This window comes from Nocardia jinanensis (assembly GCF_014645735.1).
GTDB classification, from domain to species: Bacteria; Actinomycetota; Actinomycetes; order Mycobacteriales; family Mycobacteriaceae; genus Nocardia; species Nocardia jinanensis.
In genome coordinates this window covers 33,008-54,017 of the sequence record NZ_BMMH01000019.1, presented here as the reverse complement: position 1 = coordinate 54,017, position 21,010 = coordinate 33,008, and the positions used below count along the sequence as shown (strand labels likewise).

The 21,010-nt window shown below is 66.4% G+C and carries 19 protein-coding genes; 14 read left to right on the top strand and 5 right to left on the bottom strand.

What is annotated here, in order from left to right:
* Nucleotides 1-71 precede the first annotated feature (71 nt).
* From mftA to mftG, 4 genes are all read left to right on the top strand, one after another.
* Nucleotides 72-170, top strand: coding sequence for a mycofactocin precursor MftA (gene mftA / locus IEY68_RS29215; protein ID WP_229719108.1), 99 nt, complete (start codon nucleotides 72-74; stop codon nucleotides 168-170).
* A 16-nt stretch (nucleotides 171-186) separates the two neighbouring features.
* Nucleotides 187-1,692 (top strand): mycofactocin radical SAM maturase, encoded by a 1,506-nt coding sequence (gene mftC / locus IEY68_RS29210; protein ID WP_189094548.1) that lies wholly within the window; start codon nucleotides 187-189, stop codon nucleotides 1,690-1,692.
* Nucleotides 1,693-1,885: 193 nt separating this feature from the next.
* On the top strand, nucleotides 1,886-3,286 hold the full coding sequence (gene mftF, locus IEY68_RS29205; RefSeq protein WP_063000303.1) for a mycofactocin biosynthesis glycosyltransferase MftF: 1,401 nt from the start codon (nucleotides 1,886-1,888) through the stop codon (nucleotides 3,284-3,286).
* 18 nt (nucleotides 3,287-3,304) lie between these two features.
* A complete protein-coding gene (gene mftG / locus IEY68_RS29200; RefSeq protein ID WP_308434998.1) occupies nucleotides 3,305-4,759 on the top strand; it encodes a mycofactocin dehydrogenase MftG in 1,455 nt (484 codons plus the stop codon).
* Between the two features lie 825 nt (nucleotides 4,760-5,584).
* On the opposite strand, the gene IEY68_RS29195 is transcribed toward mftG, so the two are convergent.
* The 5 genes from IEY68_RS29195 to IEY68_RS29175 all read right to left on the bottom strand — a co-directional run bounded on the left by IEY68_RS29195 (nucleotide 5,585) and on the right by IEY68_RS29175 (nucleotide 11,676).
* Complete coding sequence (locus IEY68_RS29195) at nucleotides 5,585-6,436, bottom strand: carbohydrate ABC transporter permease (RefSeq protein ID WP_063000307.1); 852 nt, start codon at nucleotides 6,434-6,436, stop codon at nucleotides 5,585-5,587.
* Nucleotides 6,433-7,386, bottom strand: coding sequence for a carbohydrate ABC transporter permease (locus IEY68_RS29190; protein ID WP_189094547.1), 954 nt, complete (start codon nucleotides 7,384-7,386; stop codon nucleotides 6,433-6,435). Before IEY68_RS29190 ends, IEY68_RS29195 begins: the two co-directional genes overlap by 4 nt.
* Nucleotides 7,383-8,705, bottom strand: a complete 1,323-nt coding sequence (locus IEY68_RS29185; protein ID WP_063000309.1) for an ABC transporter substrate-binding protein — start codon at nucleotides 8,703-8,705, stop codon at nucleotides 7,383-7,385. The genes IEY68_RS29190 and IEY68_RS29185 overlap by 4 nt, the downstream gene beginning before the upstream one ends.
* A 320-nt stretch (nucleotides 8,706-9,025) precedes the next feature.
* On the bottom strand, nucleotides 9,026-10,504 hold the full coding sequence (locus IEY68_RS29180) for an ATP-binding protein (RefSeq protein ID WP_063000311.1): 1,479 nt from the start codon (nucleotides 10,502-10,504) through the stop codon (nucleotides 9,026-9,028).
* A gap of 221 nt (nucleotides 10,505-10,725) precedes the next feature.
* A complete protein-coding gene (locus tag IEY68_RS29175) occupies nucleotides 10,726-11,676 on the bottom strand; it encodes an oxygenase MpaB family protein (RefSeq protein WP_189094545.1) in 951 nt (316 codons plus the stop codon).
* Nucleotides 11,677-11,951: 275 nt separating this feature from the next.
* On the opposite strand from IEY68_RS29175, the gene IEY68_RS29170 reads away from it, so the two are divergent.
* Genes IEY68_RS29170 through IEY68_RS29125 form a run of 10 tightly spaced genes read left to right on the top strand, consistent with a single transcriptional unit; the run spans nucleotide 11,952 to nucleotide 21,003 of the window.
* Nucleotides 11,952-12,176 (top strand): hypothetical protein, encoded by a 225-nt coding sequence (locus IEY68_RS29170; protein ID WP_063000313.1) that lies wholly within the window; start codon nucleotides 11,952-11,954, stop codon nucleotides 12,174-12,176.
* Nucleotides 12,176-12,391 carry a hypothetical protein gene (locus IEY68_RS29165; RefSeq protein ID WP_063000315.1) on the top strand — a complete coding sequence of 72 codons (216 nt, stop codon included), beginning with the start codon at nucleotides 12,176-12,178 and terminating at the stop codon, nucleotides 12,389-12,391. The genes IEY68_RS29170 and IEY68_RS29165 overlap by 1 nt, the downstream gene beginning before the upstream one ends.
* Entirely contained in the window at nucleotides 12,385-13,245 is an 861-nt protein-coding gene (locus tag IEY68_RS29160) for an MlaE family ABC transporter permease (RefSeq protein ID WP_063000317.1), read from the top strand. The genes IEY68_RS29165 and IEY68_RS29160 overlap by 7 nt, the downstream gene beginning before the upstream one ends.
* Before the next feature lies 1 nt (nucleotide 13,246).
* Nucleotides 13,247-14,110: an ABC transporter permease gene (locus IEY68_RS29155; protein ID WP_063000319.1), complete on the top strand. Its 864-nt coding sequence runs from the start codon at nucleotides 13,247-13,249 to the stop codon at nucleotides 14,108-14,110.
* 7 nt (nucleotides 14,111-14,117) lie between these two features.
* Nucleotides 14,118-15,569, top strand: coding sequence for an MlaD family protein (locus IEY68_RS29150; protein WP_063000321.1), 1,452 nt, complete (start codon nucleotides 14,118-14,120; stop codon nucleotides 15,567-15,569).
* Nucleotides 15,569-16,591 (top strand): MCE family protein, encoded by a 1,023-nt coding sequence (locus IEY68_RS29145; protein WP_058856553.1) that lies wholly within the window; start codon nucleotides 15,569-15,571, stop codon nucleotides 16,589-16,591. Before IEY68_RS29150 ends, IEY68_RS29145 begins: the two co-directional genes overlap by 1 nt.
* On the top strand, nucleotides 16,591-17,604 hold the full coding sequence (locus IEY68_RS29140) for an MCE family protein (protein WP_058856560.1): 1,014 nt from the start codon (nucleotides 16,591-16,593) through the stop codon (nucleotides 17,602-17,604). Before IEY68_RS29145 ends, IEY68_RS29140 begins: the two co-directional genes overlap by 1 nt.
* Nucleotides 17,601-18,701, top strand: coding sequence for an MCE family protein (locus IEY68_RS29135; protein ID WP_058856552.1), 1,101 nt, complete (start codon nucleotides 17,601-17,603; stop codon nucleotides 18,699-18,701). The genes IEY68_RS29140 and IEY68_RS29135 overlap by 4 nt, the downstream gene beginning before the upstream one ends.
* Nucleotides 18,698-19,825 (top strand): MCE family protein, encoded by a 1,128-nt coding sequence (locus IEY68_RS29130; protein WP_058856551.1) that lies wholly within the window; start codon nucleotides 18,698-18,700, stop codon nucleotides 19,823-19,825. The genes IEY68_RS29135 and IEY68_RS29130 overlap by 4 nt, the downstream gene beginning before the upstream one ends.
* Nucleotides 19,822-21,003 carry an MCE family protein gene (locus IEY68_RS29125; protein ID WP_058856550.1) on the top strand — a complete coding sequence of 394 codons (1,182 nt, stop codon included), beginning with the start codon at nucleotides 19,822-19,824 and terminating at the stop codon, nucleotides 21,001-21,003. The genes IEY68_RS29130 and IEY68_RS29125 overlap by 4 nt, the downstream gene beginning before the upstream one ends.
* Nucleotides 21,004-21,010 lie beyond the last annotated feature (7 nt).

The following is a 21,010-nucleotide window of genomic DNA, read 5'->3' as shown; positions in this document are numbered from 1 at the left end:
ACCAATCTGTGGAGGCAGCCATGGCCGACAACCGTTCCTTCGGACAGACCGAAACCGATCACCGCGGCCCGATCGGAACCGTCGACACCCACGGGGCCGAGGAAGCACCCGTGATCGAGGAATCGCTGATCGAAGAGGTGTCCATCGACGGTATGTGCGGCGTCTACTGACCGGCGGGAGCCAACCATGCTCGATCTGGAAACGCGCTGGCAGTTGCATCCCCGAGTGGCGCTGCGCCCGGAACCCTTCGGTGCGCTGCTCTACCACTTCGGGACCCGCAAACTGTCGTTCCTGAAGAATCCGCGAATAGTCGAGATCGTGCGCTCCCTGCCCGGGCACACCTCGGCCCGCGCGGCCATCCGGGCCGCCGGAATCGAGGACTCGGCCGCCGATCCGTATTTCCGGGCACTGGCGGATCTGGCCGATTCGCAGATGATCCAGCACGCGCCGGAGACGGCCGTGCTCGGCGAGCCCGCACCCTTCACCGGGGTGGGTCCGGCCGACCCGGCCGTACGACTCGTGGACCGTTTCGAATCGGGCCTGGCGGCCCCGATTTGCCTCACCTGGGAACTCACCTACGCGTGCAATCTCTCCTGTGTGCACTGCCTGTCCTCGTCCGGCAGGCGCGATCCGGGAGAACTCAGCACCGAACAGTGCAAAGCACTGATCGACGAATTCCAGCGGATGCAGGTGTTCTACGTGAACATCGGTGGTGGCGAACCCACCGTGCGCCCGGATTTCTGGGAACTGGTCGATTACGCGACCTCGCATCAGGTCGGGGTGAAATTCTCCACCAACGGGGTGCGAATAACTCCCGAGGTCGCGCAGCGGCTCGCCGCCAGCGATTACGTCGATGTCCAGATCTCGCTGGACGGCGCCGACGCCGAGGTGAACGACGCGGTGCGCGGCGCGGGTAGCTATGCCACGGCAATCCGGGCGCTGGAGAATCTCGCGAACGCCGGATTCCGGGACGCGAAATTGTCCGTAGTGGCGACTCGGCACAATATCGATCAGCTCGACCAGTTCAAGGAGATCGCCGATCGGTACGGCGCCACCCTGCGGCTCACCCGGCTCCGGCCGTCGGGTCGCGGCGCCGACGTATGGGACGAATTGCATCCACTCCCGGAACAGCAGCGCACGCTCTACGACTGGCTGGTCCGCAACGGAGACGGTGTCCTCACCGGAGATTCGTTCTTCCACCTCTCCGCCTACGGTCAGGCCCTGCCGGGACTGAACCTGTGCGGGGCGGGCCGGGTGGTGTGCCTGGTCGATCCACTGGGTGATGTCTACGCCTGCCCGTTCGCGATCCACGAGAAATTCCATGCCGGAAACGTGGTCACCGACGGTGGTTTCGCCACGGTATGGCGGGAATCGGCGCTGTTCGAGGAGTTGCGGGAGCCCAGCGGTGGCGGGGCCTGCGCCTCGTGTGCCCACTACGACTCGTGCCGCGGCGGGTGTATGGCGGCGAAGTTCTTCACCGGACTGCCCGCCGACGGCCCCGACCCGGAATGCGTTCAGGGTTACGGGGAAGCGGCACTGGCCGCCACCGGGCGGGTGATCCCGCGTCCGGCGGTCGATCATTCCCGTAAGAGCACCCCCCGCCGGTCGCGTTCCGGCGGACCGGTTCCGCTGACGCTGCTGCCGCCGACACAGCGTCCGGCGCGCGCGTGTGACGAGAGTCCGCTCGTGTGAGGATCATCCGGAAGACCGCTCGGAGCGGCGATAGCCAGGCTGTTGCTCCGAGCGGTTTTCCATATCCGCGCAACGGCTCCGGTGATCCATTTCATGCTGGTACTCACGGTAGTTCCGGCAATTTCTTCGGATCGAAACACTTTTTCCCGGACTGCTGATGTCTCGTATCGAATCGGCAGTTACCATCCGTGGAATGCGCAATGATCGCCTGCCCGACGGATTCGGGGTGCGGATCGACCCACGGGTACGCGCATACTCGGGGGGTCGAATCCTTATCGGAGGTTCACCTGCCCGGTTGCTGCGCTTGGCTCCCGAGGCCGCCGAAATGATCGGCGACGGCTATCTCGAGGTGAACAGCCCGCAATCGGCGGTGGTTGCCAGACGGCTACTGGATTCGGGGGTGGCCAATCCGCGGCCGCGGCTGTTGCCGTCGCCGGAGGATGTGACGATCATCGTCCCGTTGCGCAACAATCCGGTCGGCCTGGATCGGCTGCTGGCCGCGCTGCGCGGTCATACCGTGATCGTCGTGGACGACGGTTCCGATAACGAAGTGCGGATCGCCGACGAGCACACCGGCCGCTGCCGAGTGAAAGTTCTGCGCCACGAACGGAGCCGCGGCCCGGCCGCCGCCCGCAACACCGGGCTGCGCGCCGCGACAACCCAGTTCGTCGCCTTCCTCGATTCCGACGTGGTACCGCGCAGCGGCTGGCTCGAAGTGATGCTCGGCCATTTCAGCGACCCCCAGGTCGCGCTGGTCGCGCCGCGGATCGTGGCGCTGGACCCGGAGTCCAATACGCTGGCCCGTTACGAGCACACCCGCTCCTCGCTGGACCTGGGCCGGCGCGAATCGGCGGTGCAATCGCGCGGGGTCGTCTCGTATGTGCCCAGCGCGGCCCTGCTGGTGCGCCGTTCGGTGCTGGAAGCCGAAGGCGGGTTCGACGAAACCATGCAGGTCGCCGAGGATGTGGACCTGTGCTGGCGCCTCGAACGCTCGGGTTGGCGGGCACGGTACGAACCGGCCGCCCATGTGGCCCACGATCATCGGGTCTCGTTCCGGGACTGGTTCCGGCGCAAACAGTTCTACGGCACCGGCGCCGCCCCGCTCAGCGAACGGCACGCGGGCATGGTGTCGCCGCTGCAGGTCCCGAAATGGACCGCGGCGGCGGTGCTGCTGCTCGCGACCCGCACCCGGTGGGGTGCGCTGGGCGCGGGGCTCACCCTGCTGCTGCCGCTGCGCCGGTTGCGCCGCGCGTTCGCCGGTGTCGACAACCCGACCGGTGTCGCGGCGATCTATGTGGCGCGCGGATTCTTCGCCGGACTGTGGCGTATCGCCTCGGCCATGTGCCGCCACTACTGGCCGATAACCGTGGCCGCCATGCTGTTCTCCCGCCGGATCCGGCGGATAGCGGTGTCGCTCGCGGTGGCCGAAGGGGCGGTCGACTGGTACACCCATCGAGAACCGGGCGGGCTGGATCCACTGCGTTATATCGCGTTCCGGCGGGTCGACGATATCGGCTACGGCACCGGTCTGTGGCTGGGCGCGTTCCGGGCCGGGAGCCTCGCGGCCCTGAAGCCGACCGCCCCGCCCCAGTAGTCCGAGCGATAATCCGTGGTGGACACGCTGATCATCGGTGCCGGTACCGCCGGATGCGTACTGGCCGCCCGGCTCAGCGAGGATCCGGGGCATACTGTGCGGGTCGTCGAGGCGGGCAGTCACTGGGCCGGCACCGATGATTTCCCACCGGAATTGGCCGATAGCGCGGACCTGCCGCTCGGTGACCGGGCGTCCTGGCTGTGGCGGTACTCCGTGGCGCTCACCCCGGACCGGCCGGGCACCATCGTGCGCGGGCGCGGAATCGGCGGTTCCGGATCGGTGAACGGCTCCTATTTCATCCGGGCCGCGGCCCGGGATTTCACGGCCTGGAGCCGGGAGACCGGCAGCCGGTCGTGGGATTTCGAGTCGGCGCTGCCCTATTTCCGCGCGCTGGAAAACGATCACGACTACGGGGATCATCCCGGGCACGGCCGGGCGGGGCCGGTTCCGGTGCGCCGGACCGCGCGGCCCACCCCGTTGGTGCAGGAGTTCGGCGCGGCCTGCCGGGATCTCGGGTTCGGTGAGGTGGCCGACTGGAACGCACTGCCCGGCGGTCCCGAATCGGGCGTCGGTCCGGTCCCGTGCACGGTCGGGCCACCCGACGCGTCCGGGCGGCGTCACCGGATAGGGCCCGCGCATTCCTATCTGCTGCCCGCGCTGTCGCGCCCCAACCTGACCGTGCGGGGGGAGACCGTGGTGACCCGGCTGTGTTTCCGGGGTAGCCGGGTGACGGGTGTCGACTGCCTGACCGCCGGCGAGCCGGAGACGATCCGGGCCGAGCGGGTGGTGTTGTGCGCGGGCGCGATCGAATCGGCGGCGCTGCTGCTTCGTTCCGGTATCGGGCCGGTCGCGCAGTCGGCGGCACTGGATATCCCGGTGATCGCCGAAGCGCCCGTCGGCCGCTGGTTCACCGATCATCCGGAGATCGGGATCGACTACCGGCATCCGGCCCCCGAAGGCCGTTCCGTTCCGCTCGAATACGTCCTGGAATTCGACGATATCGAGATCCGGCCCTATACGGTCGCGTTCACGCCGGGTGCATACCGGATGGGCGTGACGCTGATGCGACCCACCAGCGCCGGCGGTATCCGGCTGACCACCGCTGATCCGCTGTCCGCTCCCCGGATCGAACACGGATACCTCGAAACCGGTAGCGACCGGGACCGGCTGCGCGATGCGGTGGAACTGACCGGGCAGATCCTCGAGGCCATGAATGCCGAACCGGTCGGAGGAACCGGTCCGATCTCGGACCGGTGGCTGCTGGATCGGCTCGGTACCTCGCAGCATCTCGCGGGCACCTGCCGGATGGGTCGCGCGGACGATCCGCGCGCGGTGGTCGACGCGCGGTTCCGGGTGCACGGCGTGGAGGGGCTGTCGGTCGTGGACCTCTCGGTGGTTCCGGTTCCGCTGAGCCGGGGTCCGCAGGCGACGGTCGTGCTGCTGGCGGAACGGGCCGCCACCGAGCTGCGCTGAATTCGCGCCGGAAACGGCCGGTGGGTCCGGCGCGGGTGTGCCGGAACAGTATTCGATACATTGGGCATTCGATGTCGCGCTAATCGGTGGCGAACCGCTTGCGGACGGGTGCCCGGCGCCGCGTGATGCCTCCTGTTTCCCCACTGGCGCGCCTTTGGCCGGTGCGGTACTTTCCACCGGTGCGATTCGCCGGGCGGACCTCCGGCCACCCGTAACGGGCGGTCCGGATACCGCCATCCGCCCGTTCGCGAATTGCCGGCACCGAGGTATAGCCGTCTGCTATCGGCGTGCTTCATTCGCCTGCGCCGGGACAACCGGTGTGGTAGGTGAGCTGTATCGGTCGGGGATACAGCTCACCGGGGTCGACGGGTCGAAATATCAAGCGGCACCGCGCAATATTGCATCCCCATTTTCGACACCCCGGGCGGATCTCCCGGGAATCGGGCCGCGAGCTTGTACTCTGGTCCCTCGGGTGGCCCGCTGCGGCAACGTGATCCGGCCACCCGGGAATCCGCACCCGGCGCCGGACTCGGGGAAGGTACGGCGCCGGTGCGGAAGACTCAGCGAACTCTCCGCGACCTCGGGATTCTCGCCAGGTCGACCGACCCTCTCGCACAGATGATCTATGTCGAAGAGATCTATGTAGATACTTTCTACATGGATTCCAGCCCGGGACGAAGATAGTCCGTCACTCCTCGGGTACGGGCCGGTTCGGATCGGATACTGCTGTGTCTCAGACCAGGTGGCGGCCGCCGGCCGAGAGCGCGGCTTCGTCCACAGCCGGGTACCGCGTGCCGGTGCGGACACGTTCACACGGCCGATTCGTCACCGTCCACCGATTCCGGACAGGGTGACACCCCGGATGAATGCCTTCTGCGCGAGGGCGTACACGATCACCAGCGGCAGCAGGATCAGCATGGACGCGGCCATCAGCACCGGCCAGTTCGAGACGTACTGTCCCTGCATCCACACCAGTCCGAGGGTGACGGTGGAAATATCCTGGCGTTGGATCATCACCAACGGCCACAGGAAATCGTTCCATACGTTCACCCAGGTGAGGACGGCCAGAACCATGACCGCCGGCTTGGCGTTGGGCAGCAGCACCCGCCGGTAGACCTGCCACGGCGAGCAGCCGTCGATAATGGCGGCCTCTTCGAGTTCGACGGGCAGGGCGCGGAAGAACTGCCGCATCAGATAGGTCCCGAATGCGCTGCCGAACAGACCCGGCACGATCAATGCCCAGGGCGTATCCGTCCAGCCCAGCATGCGGATGAGGATGAACTGCGGAACAACGGTCACCGTGAGTGGGACCATGAGCGTGGCCAGGTAGGCCACGAACAGGACATCGCGTCCGGGGAAGCGCAGCCGGGCGAACGCATATCCGGCCAGCGAGCAGAAGAAGACCTGACCTGCCGTGATACATCCGGCGTAGAGGATCGTGTTGAGGAACATCCGGCCGAACGGCATCTCCTGGAAAACAGTGCTGTAGTTGGACCACTGCGGATCTTCCGGGAGCAGGGCCGGTGTGGTGACTTCGGATTGTTTCTTCACCGAACCCGCCAGCGCCCACAGAATGGGAAGCAGCGCGCACCACGCCATCGCGATGAGCGCGAGATAGAGCACCGCGGCCCGGACCAGGGCGCGGGTTCTCCAGCGCCGCGCCGGTGTCGCCGTCATCGATCCGTCGAATTCTTGCGGGCGAACCACAGTTGCGCGACGGTCAGCGCCAACAGCACTACGAAGATCAGCCAGGCGATCGCGGACGCATATCCGGCGTCACCGAACGCGAAGGCGTGCTGGAAGATCATGATGCCGAGGACATAGGTTCCCGTCTCCGGTCCGCCGTGGCCGCCGGTGAGGACATATATCTGGTCGAACGCCTGTACCGAGTCGATGATCGAGACGACGAAGACGAAGGACAGCGCACCCCGGATCAAGGGCACGGTGATCGATACGAATCGCCGGATCGGCCCCGCTCCGTCGATTTTCGCGGCCTCGTACAGGTCCTCCGGGACACCCTGCATCGCGGCGAGCAGGACGATCGTGGCGAACGGGATGCTTTTCCAGACGCTGACCAGGCATACCGAAACCATTGCCCACCGCGGGTCGACCAGCCAGGGCACGGGATCGATTCCGATCCAGCCGAGCATCGTATTGAGCGGACCGTTGTTCGTATCGAAGACGAAACGCCAGATCACCGCCATCACCACGCTCGATATCGCGAGTGGAAGGAACATGACCGTCCGGAAGAGGCCGGTTCCCCGGACTCCCCGGTTCAGGGCCGCGGCGACGACGAGGCTGATCGCGACCGTGGGGATCAGGGTGCCGAGCGTGAAGACGATCGTGTTGCGCAACGCGATGGTGAACAGCGGATCCGCGGTGAGCAGCCGGCGGAAGTTCTCCAGGCCGGTGAACCGTATCGGACTGAACAGATCCCACTGTTGGAAGCTCAGATAGAGCGAGAATCCCAGTGGGAAAACCAGGAACACCGCCACCGCCAGGAGGTTCGGCGCGATGAACAGCCGCGCCGCCCGTGCCTGCCGCCGGGCGAGGTCCGAGCGCCGCGGCGCGGCGGCGGATTTCGGTGCCGCAGGGCCCCCGATCGCGATCTCGTCGGTGGTGGTCATCGGTTGCGCAGCACCTCGTCGGCTTCGGGAGCGAGCCGGTTCGCCAGCGATGTCGCGGGGGTGGCGCCGCGGAGCACGGGGCCGATGTACCGGTCCATCAGCGCATCGATCCGTGCCCACTCGGCCGTGACCGGCAGGGGCGCGGAATGCGCCGGGCCCTCGATGAGGATGTCCAGGTTTCCGATATCGCTGTGCGCTTCGGCGAACCCGGCAGATCTCACCGCGGATTCGAGAACCGGCACGAACAGGCCGGTCTCCGCGATGAGCGCCTGACCAGCCGGCCCGGCCGCGAATTTCAGGAACTCCCACGCCTGCTCTTTGTGGCGGCTGCCGGCGGATATGGCCAGGCCCGTCGTGCCGATATTCGACTGTGCCCCGCGGATCGCCGACCCGGACGGCAGGGCGGTGACGTCGAAATCCAGGTCGTCGGCATCGGAGAAGGTGCGGTATCTCCAGTGCCCGCCCAGCGCCAGCGCGGCCCGGCCCTGGGTGAACAGGTCCATAGCCGATATCGACTGCTGATCCGCCGGGGTGGGGGCCACGTGATATCTGTTGGCCAGGTCCGCGTAGAACTGGACGCCCTCGGCGAAAGCATCGCCGGAGAAGGCCGAACGTTCGGGGGCGGTGCGCGGGCTCGCCCATTCGGCGCCGTTGTTGATGGCGAAGAGGCCGGCCGAATAGTACGGCACCCAGGTGTCCACGAACCCCCACTGCGCAATCTCCCCAGACCGGTCACGTTCGGTGAGAGCGCTGCTGGTATCGCGGAATTCGGCGAAGCTCCACGCGTCCTCCCAGCGCGCGGGGGGACGTAGTCCGGCCTCGTCGAACAACGTCCTGTTGTAGAACAGGAAGTTTCCCGACCACTGTTCCGGGAGCGCGTATTGCCCGCCCTCGAAAGCGAAGGTGTCGTACAGCGACGCGATACCTTCTGCCTCCAGCTCGGCGGCGAAGGCCGGATCGCGGTCGAGCATGATATTCAGATCCAGCAGGACGCCCCGCTCGGCGAGACCGGCATAGGTCTGTTCCCACGCCATCAACACGTCGGGGCATTTACCGCCCGCGCAGAAAGTGGACATCTGCTGCATCGGGTCGGGGCCGGACAATACGGTACGCACCCGGATATCCGGATGGCTGCGGGCGAATTCGTCGATGACGCGCCGGCGGCCGTCGGCTTCGGCGGGGTTGGCCTGGAAGAAGAACGTGAGTGCGTCACCGTCGTTGCCGCACCCAGCCAGTGCCGGCAGGGCCAGCGCCGCGCCGACGCCAGCGGTGGCGCGCAGGAATTCGCGCCGCCCCACGGGCCTCCCTCGCTCAACCACGCCGCGGTCACCTCCTGCGCCGCGCCCGCTCGCGCGAAGTCGTCCTGGTCCGGAATCGCGAATCGTGCATCGAACGCCGGGAGACGTCGGCTCCTTCTTCCTCGGATGCCGACGTCCCGGCCTCTGCGATTGTCCAACGCCGTCGTGTGAATCGACCCGAGCGACTCGCCTGCTTCTCGCGGGTCGGCCCAGTGGCGAATTCCGCACGGTACGGTTCGGCCCTGTTCGAGGACCTCGGAGAATTCAGCCGGCGAAATATCCGATCCCCCCGGCCCGCGGGGCCGATGGTGTGCAATCCGAGTCCAGCCGGCCGCGGCGAATCAGCGATTCCCGGTTTCTGGATCCTCCGCCGACACATCGCCGTCGGGCGTCGCGGGGCTACCGGCCCCGCCGGAATCTCTACGCGAGGGAAGGTTGTCGATATCGACGCCCAGGTCCGCCAGATCATCGGCGAACGCACTCATATCGATGACAGGGTCGCTGCCGCCGGCGTCGGCTCCGTCGGAGTGGTGGAGTTCGAACCAGTGGGTGGCACTCGAACCGTCTGTGCCGAAACGAAGCTCGCGGCCGCAGGCGGCGCTCAGTTCGTGCGCGAGTTGGGTGCCCCGGCCCCCTTGGCGGTTGACGGACTGCTGGTCGGGAACCCATTCCGCCATATTCCTGGCCGCACCGGGGGCCAGGGCATTGCTCACCGAGATCCGCACCTGACCGTCCGCCGGCGCGGTGATATCGATATTCGCTCGATGGTCGGGCGAATAAGTGACCGAATTCGTGTACAGCTCCGAGATGATCAATCTCGCGTCGTAGATCTGCTCCGGCGTCAGCCACGGAAAGTTGTCGCTCAAATGTCTGTCCAGCGCCCTGCGGATCTCACTGACTCCCCTTTGATAGTCCTGATTCACCACCTCACCGTCCCGGCCCCACATCGGATTCTGCCGGTCATCCCCGTCGACCCCTGTCTCGCGTTCCGGTCGTGGGGCGGGATCCGGTCCCCGCTCCACTGTCCGCGGCGTCTGGTCCAGTTCCCAGATCGTGCGTACCTGGCTGGCGCCGGTGTGGGTGACCTGGATACCGAGTAGCCGGGATCCGCCCGGCCGGCCGAAGGTCGCCGCGGTGATCCGGACCGTACCGCGGCCGTGCTCGACCACCTCGCCGACCGCGCTCGCGATATCGTCGACGTAACCGGGTGAGGACCAGCCGTGCAGCCTCGCGGTCAGCGCGTCCCGCACCCGGGCGGCGCTGTCGGCGTTCGCGCGGAGCGCGGGCGAACCGGGGCCGCCCAGGTCCAGGAGCATGGAAGGCTCGTCGTCATCGGCTCCGGATCCGGCGCCCCTGGGCGGCAGCGGAGGCTCTCCCGTTCCATTCCCGAAGAGGGCAGGTGTGTCTCCGCCGGACGATTCCCGACGTCCGGCGGTATCGGTGGCCTCGGGCAGTCCTCGCCGCCCGGCCGTACTTTCCGGCCCGGATCGATGCTGTGTGCCGTCGACGATTTCCTTGCCCCTGTGGTTCCCGTCGAGGAGCTGGTCAGCGGATTGCCTTGTCCCACCGAGTATTGCCTGCTCTCTCCGGACAACCTCCGAGGTGCCTGTCAGCACGGCGCGCGCCGCGCGCGCCGCCACCTCTTGCGCAACCGCAGCCGGGTTGGTCGGACCCGGTGATCCCGCGCTGTTCATTGTCCTCTCGATCACGATCGGCTCCAGGAAATCCTGGATGGCATCGTCGATCAGGCCGATGGGCCGGCGGGGCGAGGGAGTCGCGTAGCGGAGCAATTCCGGTAGCGGACGCTCCGGTGACTCCATCGTCCGACGACCGGAATTCTTGCGGGGAACGCTTCCGCTCCCTGTGGCGGAACCCTCGCACCACGCGTCGAGCCTATGCCAAGGCGGTGTGCGGGCTGCCCGGAATGTTCCGATTCCATTGTCGGGAGCTCAGTCCGCCGAACAAGCCGGGTTTCCGATCACCTCGTCTTCGGATGGACCCGCGGTGAAGCGACCGCACACCACACAGCCGGCAGGGCGGGTCAGATGAGGTTCTTCTGCTTCTCGACGCGCCGGCGGACGTCGGCCATCAGGGCGTGGCTTCCGCCGTGCCGGAAGAAGCGGGGGATGAAACGGTTCACGAAACCGACGAAGAGGAACAGATTCTCGAAACGCCGCTGATCGGCAGCGGTCCATTCGACCCGCAGCTGTTCGCGGAACCAGGGGCTCAGGAATCCGATGGTGAGGAACTTCAGCAGGTTGCGGAACGGGATACGCAGGTACCAGCCGATCATCCGCAGGTTCAGCAGGTCGTCGAGGTAGGCGCGGACGAAATCGTCGAGAACGGCCTGTTCGCAGGCGGTGTTCCAGTACTCGTCGAATTCGGCACGGGTGGCCGGCCACATATCCTCGGTGACCTGCAAGGTGGTGCCGAGCGAGGACGAGGACCGGTAGAACGCTTCGTTCTGTTCGGGACTCATCCGGCCGGAGAGCAGCTGGTAGGTGTCCTCGAAACCGATGTAGAGACAGGCCGCCACCCAGAGTTGGAGGTCGCGGTCGAAGGCGTTGTATCTCACCGGGGCGCCGGGTTCGGACCGCACTTGACGATGGGCGCCGTTCACCGCTTCCCGGAATGCCTTCTTCTCCTCTTCGTCGCCGAGGATGGCGACGGCCAGGTACTGGGTGGTGGTGCGGGCGCGTTTCCACGGCCGCTTCAGCAGTGAACCCGATTCCACCTTGCTCTCGGCGACACCGTATCCGACTCCGGGCCGGGCCATCTGCATGATGACGTTCGCGGCGGCGCCGGCGAACTGCCAGAAGTCGAGGGCGTCGGTGAGCTTCAGTGGGCGTTCGGTGAACGGGCGGTGGGTGGTGCTGATCCGGATGCGCGTCTGTTCGGTGGTCAGCCGCGGCCGGTCGGCGGGCCGCGGATCGCGCGCAGTGTCGGAATCGTGCGCGGGATCGGTTTGCCAGGAGTGTGCGGCGGCTGCCATGAGTGTCCTTCCCGAGGAATCCGGTGTGGCCTAAGTTACTCCAAATTCTTCTGACAGTCAGTTGTTATCAATGAACAGTCGCTAACTTATTACCCTTCGATCTGGTTGGGAAATGCCCCTAGAACAGGTATCGAGCCATGATCCCGGACCACAAATCTTCGCGAAACCTTCCGGCGTCGCAGGAATCGTGCGTAACATACGGCTCCGACCCGACCGTCTCAGACGTTCCCCCGAGGGGAGGGCACGTCAACGGCCGGCCAAGGAAGGATCGCACTATGCTCAAGCGGCTGGATCGCCTGTTCAGCTACGAGATGAAGGTGTCCGAGTTCCTCGGAACCCTGATCATCCTCGGCATTCCCTACGGGCTCGTCGGGATCGTCTGGACACTCACCCACACTTCGCATCTGCGGGAGATGCACGGTCCGGACGTGATCATCTCGTTCCTCGGGTCCATCGTGTGCTGGCCCGTGCTCACCTTCGCGAACGTGACGATGACCTGATGATGGCGCTGGTATGGCTCATCGACATCCTGGTGATCATCGTCAAGATCCTCGGTGGGCAGATGTCGGTCGACCCGATCCTGCGCTTCGGTCTCCGGCTCGCTCTGCTGTGCGTCCTCGCTGCCGGACTCGCGGTGGTGGGCGCCGGATTCGTGCTGTTGCAGCAGTACCTGACCGGTGATCTCGCCACGACCGGACCGGAACTGCCATGGTGACGGCCGGGCCGGACGAACCGGCGGAACGCACCGATCTCGAGCAGGCGGTCGACGACCTGAAGGGACTCTGGCAGCGGCATCCGCAACGCTCCCTGGAAACCCTCGGCAGGCAGGTGACCCTGGGCCGGGAAGCGATGGTGGAGACCGTGAAATCCGTGGTCGCGCGGCGTTTCCCGTTCGCGGAGTTCGCCAAGCAGTGCGGGTTCATGGCCAATGTGTCCGCCGCGCCCACCATCTTCGTGGCCATGCCCATCGCGGTGGTGGTCTCGATCCAGATCGGCGCGCTGGTGAACCAGGTGGGCGCCACCACCTTCATCGGCGCGGTGGCCGGGCTGGGCATCATCCGGCAGGGCGCCCCGCTGGTGACCTCGCTGATGATCGCGGGAGCCGTGGGTTCGGCCATCTGCGCCGATCTCGGCTCCCGGACCGTCCGCGAGGAGATCGACGCCATGATGGTGATGGGGGTCGACCCTGTCCGCAGACTCGTGGCACCACGGCTGGTGGCAGCCGTGGTGGTGAGCATGCTGCTGTGCGGGTTCATCGTGTTCGTCGGGTTCGCGACGGCCTATATGTTCAATGTCTACGCGCAGTCGGGGACGCCGGGCTCGTTCATCGGCTCTTTCGCCTCGTTCGCGGTCGCCAACGATATGGCCGTCGCGCTGGTGAAATCGGCGATATTCGGTGTACTCACCGCGATCATCGCCTGCGATATCGGACTACACGCCAAGGGCGGCCCGGGCGGCGTGGCCGACGCGGTGAACTCCGCGGTGGTCTCCTCGGCGCTGATGCTGTTCGCCACCAACATCATCATCACGCAGGTGTACAACACCGTCTTCCCGACGAAGGTGATCTGAGGTGGGCACGCGATACACGCCTCCGGCGCTCAAACCGGTCCGGATGGTGGCCGCGGCGGCGGCCGTGCCGATGGACGCCAACCGCCGTCTCGGTCACCAGGGGATCATCTTCGTCCAGGCGCTCATCGCGATCCCGTTCGTGCTCGAGCACTATCGCAAGGAAGTGCTGCGGCTGACCGCCGACGTCGGATGGGGCAACGGTTCGCTCATCGTGGGCGGTGGCACGGTCGGCGTGGTGATCATCCTGTGCGGTTTCGGCGGGATCACCGTGGGGATGGAGGCCTTCAGCGCGCTGAACCTGCTGACCATGGGCCCGCTCACCGGTGCCATATCCGGGTTCGCGACCACGCGAGAGTTAGCGCCGATTCTTGCCACCCTCGCGTTCGCGATCCAGGCTGGCTGCCGATTCACCGCGCAACTGGGATCCATGCGGATCGCCGAGGAGATCGACGCGCTGGAATCCCTCGCGATCCGGCCGCTGCCGTATCTGGTGAGCACCCGGATGATCGCGTCCACCGTCACCATCATCCCGCTGTACAGCGTCGGGCTGGCGGTCGCCTATCTCGCCACGAAACTGTCGGTGCTGCTGCTGGGCGGTACTTCGGCGGGCACCTACGACCACTACTTCTTCCAGTTCCTCATCGGACCGGATCTCTTCTTCTCCCTGCTCAAGGTCGTGGTGTTCGTCCTGTTGGCCACCTTCATCCAGTGTTACTACGGATTCTTCGCCACCGGCGGGCCGGAGGGCGTGGGTGTGGCGGCCGGGCAGGCGATCAAGATGGTGATCGTCGTGATGGTGTTCGCGAACCTGTTCCTGACCTTGGCGATATGGGGTATCGACCCCGGCTTCCGGATTTCGGGGTGATGCGGCGATGTTCACAGATCACAGCGGCCGGGGCCCGCGGCCGTGGCATATGTCGGCGGCCGGTCTGGCGATGATCACCCTGGTGGCGGTGCTGCTGGGCCTGCTCGGGCTGCGGTACTCCGGTCGTTTCGAGGATCGGGTGCCGGTGAACGCGGTACTCACCAGCACCGGTGACGGACTTCCGGAGCGTGCGGATGTGAAGTTCCGCGGCATGGTGGTCGGTGCGGTGACCGCGGTGGACGTGGTGGCTGCCGGTAAGCGGCAGCAGGTCCGGATCGATCTGGATTCCCGTATCGCACCGACGATCCCCGACAATGTCACCGCACGGATCGTGCCGAACAACCTGTTCGGCGTCACCGGTATCGAGCTGGTGGACAACGGCTCCGCACCCGGCCGGTTGGCCGCGGGCGCGGAGATCGCCGAGGACACCAGCGCCGGGACGGTGCAGTTGCAGACGACGCTGACCGTACTGCGCGATGTACTGGAAAATATTCAGCCGGAGAAACTCGGCCGGGTGCTGGCGACCTTCTCCGAGGCACTGGACCCCGGCGCCCGGGCCCCCGGATCCACAATCGAGCGGCTGGACAAATGGGTGACCGAGGTCCGGCATATCGAGGGTGTGGGTGATCTGCTCGGCGATCTGGGGCGGGCGACCACCGCGCTGAGCCGGTCGGCGCCCGAACTCGTGGGTGTGCTGTCGGAATCGGTGACCACCGCCCGCACGCTCACCGAACGCCGCGAGAACCTGATCACCATGCTCGCCAACGCCAGTGGGGCGGTGGACTCGGTGAACGCCCTGTTCGCCCGGAATCCCGACGCGGCCAAGGAATTGGTACCGGGGCTGGACGGTCTCTTCGGATCGCTGGCGCAGGACCCGGAGGCGATTCCGACAGCGGTGGCCAACCTGAACGCGGCCCTCGCGAAACTGTCGGGAGCGTTCGGCTGGGGTGCGCAGGGGCAGATGCGCTGGAGTCTGGACGTATCGTTCACACCGTTCCAGCAGTACACGGCGAAGGACTGTCCCCGCTACGGCGAGATGGCCGGACCGCGCTGCGATGGTCCCTCGGTGCCGCAGGTCGCGCCACCGCAGGAGTATCCGCCGACGCTGCTGCCCGGCTGGGTCGAGGGCGCGGGACCGAAACCGCCGCTGCCGGTGCCGGGGCTACCCGCACCGGCGCAGACTCCCGCGATTCCGCTGCTTCCGGGGCTGCCCGCGCTTCCCGGCCTGCCGGCCATCCCGGGGATCACCACGCCACTGTTCCCCGCAGCTCCGGCGCCCGCGGGGCAGCCGGCAGTGCCCGGGCAGGCGGCGCCCGCCGCTGGGCCGATCGCGCAGCTGCGCGGCCACGCCGCCGTCGCCGCGCTCCTCGGCAGACAACCCACCACCGCCGAATTGCTCCTGCTCACACCGATCCTGGCGGGCGGCACGATCGATATCTACTCCGACGGGGAGGCCTGATGCGCCTGGCGCGGACAATCGCCGGATTCAGTATCTTCGCCGTAGTCGCGATCGTGCTGACTTTCACCATCTGGTCCACCCTGCAACGGTCGGTGCCCGGGGAGACCGAAACCTATTCGGCCACCTTCACCGATGTGATGGGCGTGCGGGTCGGCGACGATGTGCGCATGGCCGGGGTACGGGTCGGCCGGGTCGATTCGATCGAGTTCGAATCGGACTACAAGGCCCGGCTGGTACTGCGGATAGAGCAACGGCAGCGGCTCACCGACACCTCGAAAGCGCTGGTGCGGTATCAGAACCTGATCGGCCAGCGCTATATCGCGCTGTTGCCGGGTGAGGAGAAAGGCACCGAGGTACCGCCGGGGTCACATATCCCGGTGGAGCGCACCGAACCGTCGTTCGACGTCTCGGCGCTGCTGTCCGGTTTCGAACCGCTGTTCAGCGTACTCCAGCCGGACCAGATCAATTCACTGTCGGACACCCTCATCCAGGCTCTCCAGGGCGACGGTGTCTCGCTGAGCGCCCTCATCACCCAGGCGGCCGAATTGGCGAACACCTTCGGTCAGCGCGACGAGATCCTGGGCGCGGTGATCACCAACCTGAGCAGTGTGGTCGCCGGGCTGGCCAATCGAAGCCAGGAGTTGGAAACACTGATCACCCAGACCAGAGGATTGATGGACGCGCTGTACGCCGAGGGCGAGACGCTGAAGAGTTCGGTGGATCAGGTGGCGCGTTCCACCGATTCACTGACCGCCCTGATCAGCTCCGTCAAACCCGATGTGGTCGCGGCCCAGGACCAGGCCACCACCGCCGTGGAACTACTGCTGCGCAACGGCACCGCACTGGACCAGGTGGCGGTCGAACTGCCGAACGTGCTCAACGGCCTGGCCCGGTTCACCGGATACGGCGCCTACGGCAACGCCTATATCTGCAACCTGGATGTCTCGCTGTGGGGCGTGCTGTTGCCGCCGGGCCTGTTCTCCCGGATAGGTGGCGATTCGCAATCGGAGGTGTGCCGCTGATGGCCCGGTTGCGTCGTCCGGCTTTCACGAAGAACCGGTTTCTGTGGCAGGGACTGCTCGCCGCCGCCGCGGTGGCCGCGCTGCTCGTCGGATCGAATGTGTTCTCGCAGCTGCGGCTCGGCGACAAAACCGTGACCGCGGAGTTCGCGCAGGCGGCGGGTATGCGTCCGGGCGCGACGGTGGACGTCTCGGGTATCGAGGTCGGCGAGGTGCGCTCGGTGCGGCTGGCCGGGGACAAGGTCGAGGTGGTGATGAAGATCAGCCGCGATATCCGGCTTGCGGCCGACGCGCGCGCGGCGATCGAGATGTCGACCATCCTCGGCCGTATGCACATCGAACTGGTACCCGGTTCGGGCCAGGAATCGGGAGCCGACCGGATTCCGCTGGCCAACACCTCGGTTCCGTACAACTTGGCCAAGGTCATCCAGGACCCGAAGTACACCTCGTCGTTCGAGCGGATCGAGCGGATCGACCCGGACAAGTTGCGGGAGGCACTGGACGTCTTCTCTCAGCAGATGGGTGGTTCACCCGAGCTCGCCGTGACGGCACTGGATTCGATCGGTGCGCTGGCGAAGGTGATCAATGCCCGGCGCGACGAGGTGGACACCCTGCTGCGGAGTATGGATCAGGTCTCGCAGCTGGTCGCCGACAATCAGAACAGTGTGCTGATGCTGCTCACCCGCGGTGAGGCGATCGGCAACGCGGTCGCGCTGCGCCAGGACCTACTGCGCCGGTTGCTGGACAATGTCGCCGCGCTGTCGGGTCTGCTGCGGGATATGGGTCTGGAGAACAACGGCCAGCTCGGCCCGCTGATCCAGAACCTGAACACGATGACCCAGGGGCTGGAGAAGAACCGGGACAACCTGGACCGGCTCTACGAGATCCTGCCGGTCTCGCTGCGGCAGTTCAACAATGTGATCGGCAACGGGCCTTACGCCGATGTGTGGGCGCCCTGGTTCCTACCGGACAACTGGCTGTGCTTCGCGCAGGTCGTACAGGGGTGTGGCAAATGAACCTACGCACACTCGCGCGCGTGCTCGCCGCCGGTATCGCCGGCCTGTGCGCGGCGGGCTGTTCGGTCCTGCCGGACAGTATCGCCGGGCTACCGGAACAGTATCTGGGCGAACACGTCCGGATCAGCGCCGACTTCGAGAACGTGGCCGGTCTGTACGCCGGTAACGAGGTGGCGGTGCTCGGGGTGCCGGTCGGCCGGGTCGAGACCGTCACGCCGCGTGGCAGCTACGTCGAGGTCACCATGGCACTGGACAAGAACGTCGATGTGCCGGCCGACGCCATGGCCGCGCTGATCTCGCCGCAGCTGATCACCAACCGGCATGTGGAACTGGCCCCCGCTTACCGCGGTAACGGCCCGAAACTTCTCGACGGGGCGCATATTCCGCTGGAACGCACCCGGGTCCCGGTGGAACTGGACCGGATCCTGGAGAACTTCGACCAGCTCGGTGCCGCGCTCAAAGGTGACAACGAGGCCGGCCCGCTGGCCAGCCGGGTACTGTTCCCGCTGCTCGAGGGCAACGGCGACCGGTTGCGCGAAACCCTCGACAATCTATCCGCGGCATTCGAGGTGACCTTCGCCAACAAGGACCAGATCGCCGACACCATCGTCGAGCTGAACGAGATCACGCAGGTCGTCGCCCAGAACGACCGGACCGTCCGCGATTTCAGTGCCCGGCTCACCGAGCTGGTGCAGCTGATGGGGGACCAGTCCCCGGGGTTGCAGGCGGTGCTCGTACAACTCGACGATTTCGTGAACACCACCTCGACGCTGGTCGGCGAGAACCGGGACCAGCTGTCCGGAGCGCTACAGCGCTTCGTCACCATCACCGCGCAGATGCGGGCCAATGCCCGTGGCCTCACCGAACTGGTGGATGTGGGTCCGCTGTTCTTCGAGAACCTCGCCAACGGCGTGAGCCACGAACACCGGGCATTCCGGGTGCACGCACTACTGGACAAGGCGCTGCTGGACAACGAGGTGCTGTCCACCTTCTGCGAACGCGTCCAGATGCGCTCCGACGGGTGCCGTACCGGCCGCGTCCAGGACTTCGGACCGGATTTCGGGATCACCGCCGCGCTGCTGGGAATGATGCGATGAGGGACAGGAACCGGGTGTACCGGAGAGCGCTGGTCGTGCTGGTGGCGGCGGTACTCGCCGTACCGGGGTGCGGTGCGCTGACGGTGCAGAGTGTGCCGATGCCGGAACCGGGTATCGGCGGACCGGGTTACACCGTGCGCGCCCGGTTCGAGGATGCGCTCAATCTGCCCGACCGGGCCCACGTGAAGATCGGCGGCACAGATATCGGGGTGGTCACCGATATCTCCACCACCGATTTCGTCGCCGACGTGGATCTGCTCATCCGCGAGGACATCCGGTTGCCGCGGGGCACCACCGCCGAATTGCGGCAGGGCACACCCCTCGGCGATATCTTCATCGCCATGACCCTCCCCCGGGAGGATCCGGACGCGGTGATCCTCGCCGACGGTGATGTGATCGATACCGACCTCACCGGCGCCGGCGCTTCCGTGGAAGAACTCATGGTATCGGTATCGCTGCTGCTCAACGGTGGTGGTTTGAATCAGGCGGCGCGGATCACCGCGGAAATGGATTCGATGTTCGCCGGGCGGGCACCGCAATTGGGGCATCTGATCACCGAGATGACCCAGGTGCTGAGCGCGCTGAACACGCGGACCGCCGATATCGACAGTGTCCTGCACGGGGTGAACGTGCTCACCGGAGAACTCGCTGCCCGCAAACAGGAACTCGGCCGGGCAGCGGACGCTTTCCCCGATCTGCTGGGGCTGGTGGCGGAGAACAACCGGGATATCACCGGGTTGATCCAGAAGATCTCGGTGACCATGTCGGCGCTGGGCGATTTCAGTGATACCACCAGCCCGGAATTCATCAGCCTTTTCGACAGTATCCGGCGGCTCATGGGCGGTTTCACGGCAATGGGCGACAACCTGCGGCAGACCCTGGACGGTCTGCACGCGCTGTATCCGTCCTTGGCACAGTCTTTCGAAGGTCCCACACTGGCCGTCGCCGCGCGGGTCTCCTACCTGAGTGTCGGCGCGCTGACCGATCCCTCGCGCAGTCGGCTGCCCGATGGTTCGGATGTGCCGGCCTTCATCGGCAGCCTCGCGCAGGTGTTGCAGAAGATCCAGGGCCGGCTGACCGGCCCGCCACAGCCCGGCCCGGCGCCACAGGAAGGCCCGCGATGAACATTCCGCTCTGGAACTGGCTGGTCCGGCACCGGATCGGCGTCGCGAATATCGGCCTGATCGTGGTTCTGCTGGTGGGCTGCGGCTATCTGGGGACCGAGGTACTGCGCATCAACCTGCTACCGAACAGCACTTACCGGGTCACTGTGGAACTGTCCGGGTCCGGTGGGTTGCTCGCCGATAACGATGTCGACTTCCGTGGTACCCGGGTGGGCCGCGTCGCCGATGTCCGGGTATCGGAAACCGGTATCGAGGCGGTCGCCGAGATCGATTCCGGGATCCCGATCCCGGTGGGCGGCACCGTGGTGGTCGGGCGGTTGTCGGCGGTCGGCGAACAGTACCTGGACTTCCGGCCCGACGCGGATACCGGCCCCTACCTGCGCGACGGTGATCGGGTCGCGCCGCAGCGCACCCGGATACCGGTCACCGTGCATTCGCTGCTGTCGAATATGAGCGCGATGATCAGCGGGCTCAATCCGGAACGGCTGACCGTGATCGTGGACGAACTGGACAAGGCGCTGGCCGGCGGGCCGGACCGGCTGCGCAATATGATCTCCGGCATCAGCCGGGCGATGGCCGGTCTCGAGGATCTGCTGCCGCAGACACGGCAGCTCATCGAGAATCTCACCGTAATCGCCGACACGACCCAGTACGCCCAACCCGACCTGGGGACCCTGACCGGTTCCGCGGGCGTGCTGTTCCAGCAGCTCACCGCTGCCGACCAGGAAGTGCGCCGACTGCTGGACCTGGCGCCGGGACAGTTGGCCACCCTCGGCGGTTTCGTCGACGAGACCCAGGATCCGATCACGAACCTGGTGACCAACTTCGTGGCCATCACCCGGGCCGCGAAACTGCGGCAACCGGCGATCGCGGCGCTGTTCCCGGCGCTGCGGGCGGGGACGGCGGCGCTGAACGTGCCGGTACACGACGGGATGTTCAACACCCTGGTGGATATCTGGCCGCGGCCCACCTGCGAATACAACACGATTCCGCTGGTCCCGACCGAGCGAACGGCCGATACCCGGGTCCGTTTGTACAACTACTGTGTCACCGACGATCCAGCGTTGCAGGTGCGCGGTTCCGCCAACGCACCCCGCCCGAACGTGCCCGACAACACCGTCGGACCGCCGCCCGGTGTCAGCGGTGACGAACTGTCCCGCCCGATTCCGGGCCGTTGAGGAGTAG

Excerpts from the sequence above, each read along its gene's own strand:
- mftC (WP_189094548.1), top strand. The coding sequence starts at position 187 with ATGCTCGATCTGGAAACGCGCTGGCAGTTGCATCCCCGAGTGGCGCTG.
- mftF (WP_063000303.1), top strand. The coding sequence starts at position 1,886 with ATGCGCAATGATCGCCTGCCCGACGGATTCGGGGTGCGGATCGACCCA.
- IEY68_RS29195 (WP_063000307.1), bottom strand. The coding sequence starts at position 6,436 with ATGACGGCGACACCGGCGCGGCGCTGGAGAACCCGCGCCCTGGTCCGG.
- IEY68_RS29190 (WP_189094547.1), bottom strand. The coding sequence starts at position 7,386 with ATGACCACCACCGACGAGATCGCGATCGGGGGCCCTGCGGCACCGAAA.
- IEY68_RS29180 (WP_063000311.1), bottom strand. The coding sequence starts at position 10,504 with ATGGAGTCACCGGAGCGTCCGCTACCGGAATTGCTCCGCTACGCGACT.
- IEY68_RS29175 (WP_189094545.1), bottom strand. The coding sequence starts at position 11,676 with ATGGCAGCCGCCGCACACTCCTGGCAAACCGATCCCGCGCACGATTCC.
- IEY68_RS29170 (WP_063000313.1), top strand. The coding sequence starts at position 11,952 with ATGCTCAAGCGGCTGGATCGCCTGTTCAGCTACGAGATGAAGGTGTCC.
- IEY68_RS29165 (WP_063000315.1), top strand. The coding sequence starts at position 12,176 with ATGATGGCGCTGGTATGGCTCATCGACATCCTGGTGATCATCGTCAAG.
- IEY68_RS29160 (WP_063000317.1), top strand. The coding sequence starts at position 12,385 with ATGGTGACGGCCGGGCCGGACGAACCGGCGGAACGCACCGATCTCGAG.
- IEY68_RS29150 (WP_063000321.1), top strand. The coding sequence starts at position 14,118 with ATGTTCACAGATCACAGCGGCCGGGGCCCGCGGCCGTGGCATATGTCG.
- IEY68_RS29145 (WP_058856553.1), top strand. The coding sequence starts at position 15,569 with ATGCGCCTGGCGCGGACAATCGCCGGATTCAGTATCTTCGCCGTAGTC.
- IEY68_RS29140 (WP_058856560.1), top strand. The coding sequence starts at position 16,591 with ATGGCCCGGTTGCGTCGTCCGGCTTTCACGAAGAACCGGTTTCTGTGG.
- IEY68_RS29135 (WP_058856552.1), top strand. The coding sequence starts at position 17,601 with ATGAACCTACGCACACTCGCGCGCGTGCTCGCCGCCGGTATCGCCGGC.
- IEY68_RS29130 (WP_058856551.1), top strand. The coding sequence starts at position 18,698 with ATGAGGGACAGGAACCGGGTGTACCGGAGAGCGCTGGTCGTGCTGGTG.
- IEY68_RS29125 (WP_058856550.1), top strand. The coding sequence starts at position 19,822 with ATGAACATTCCGCTCTGGAACTGGCTGGTCCGGCACCGGATCGGCGTC.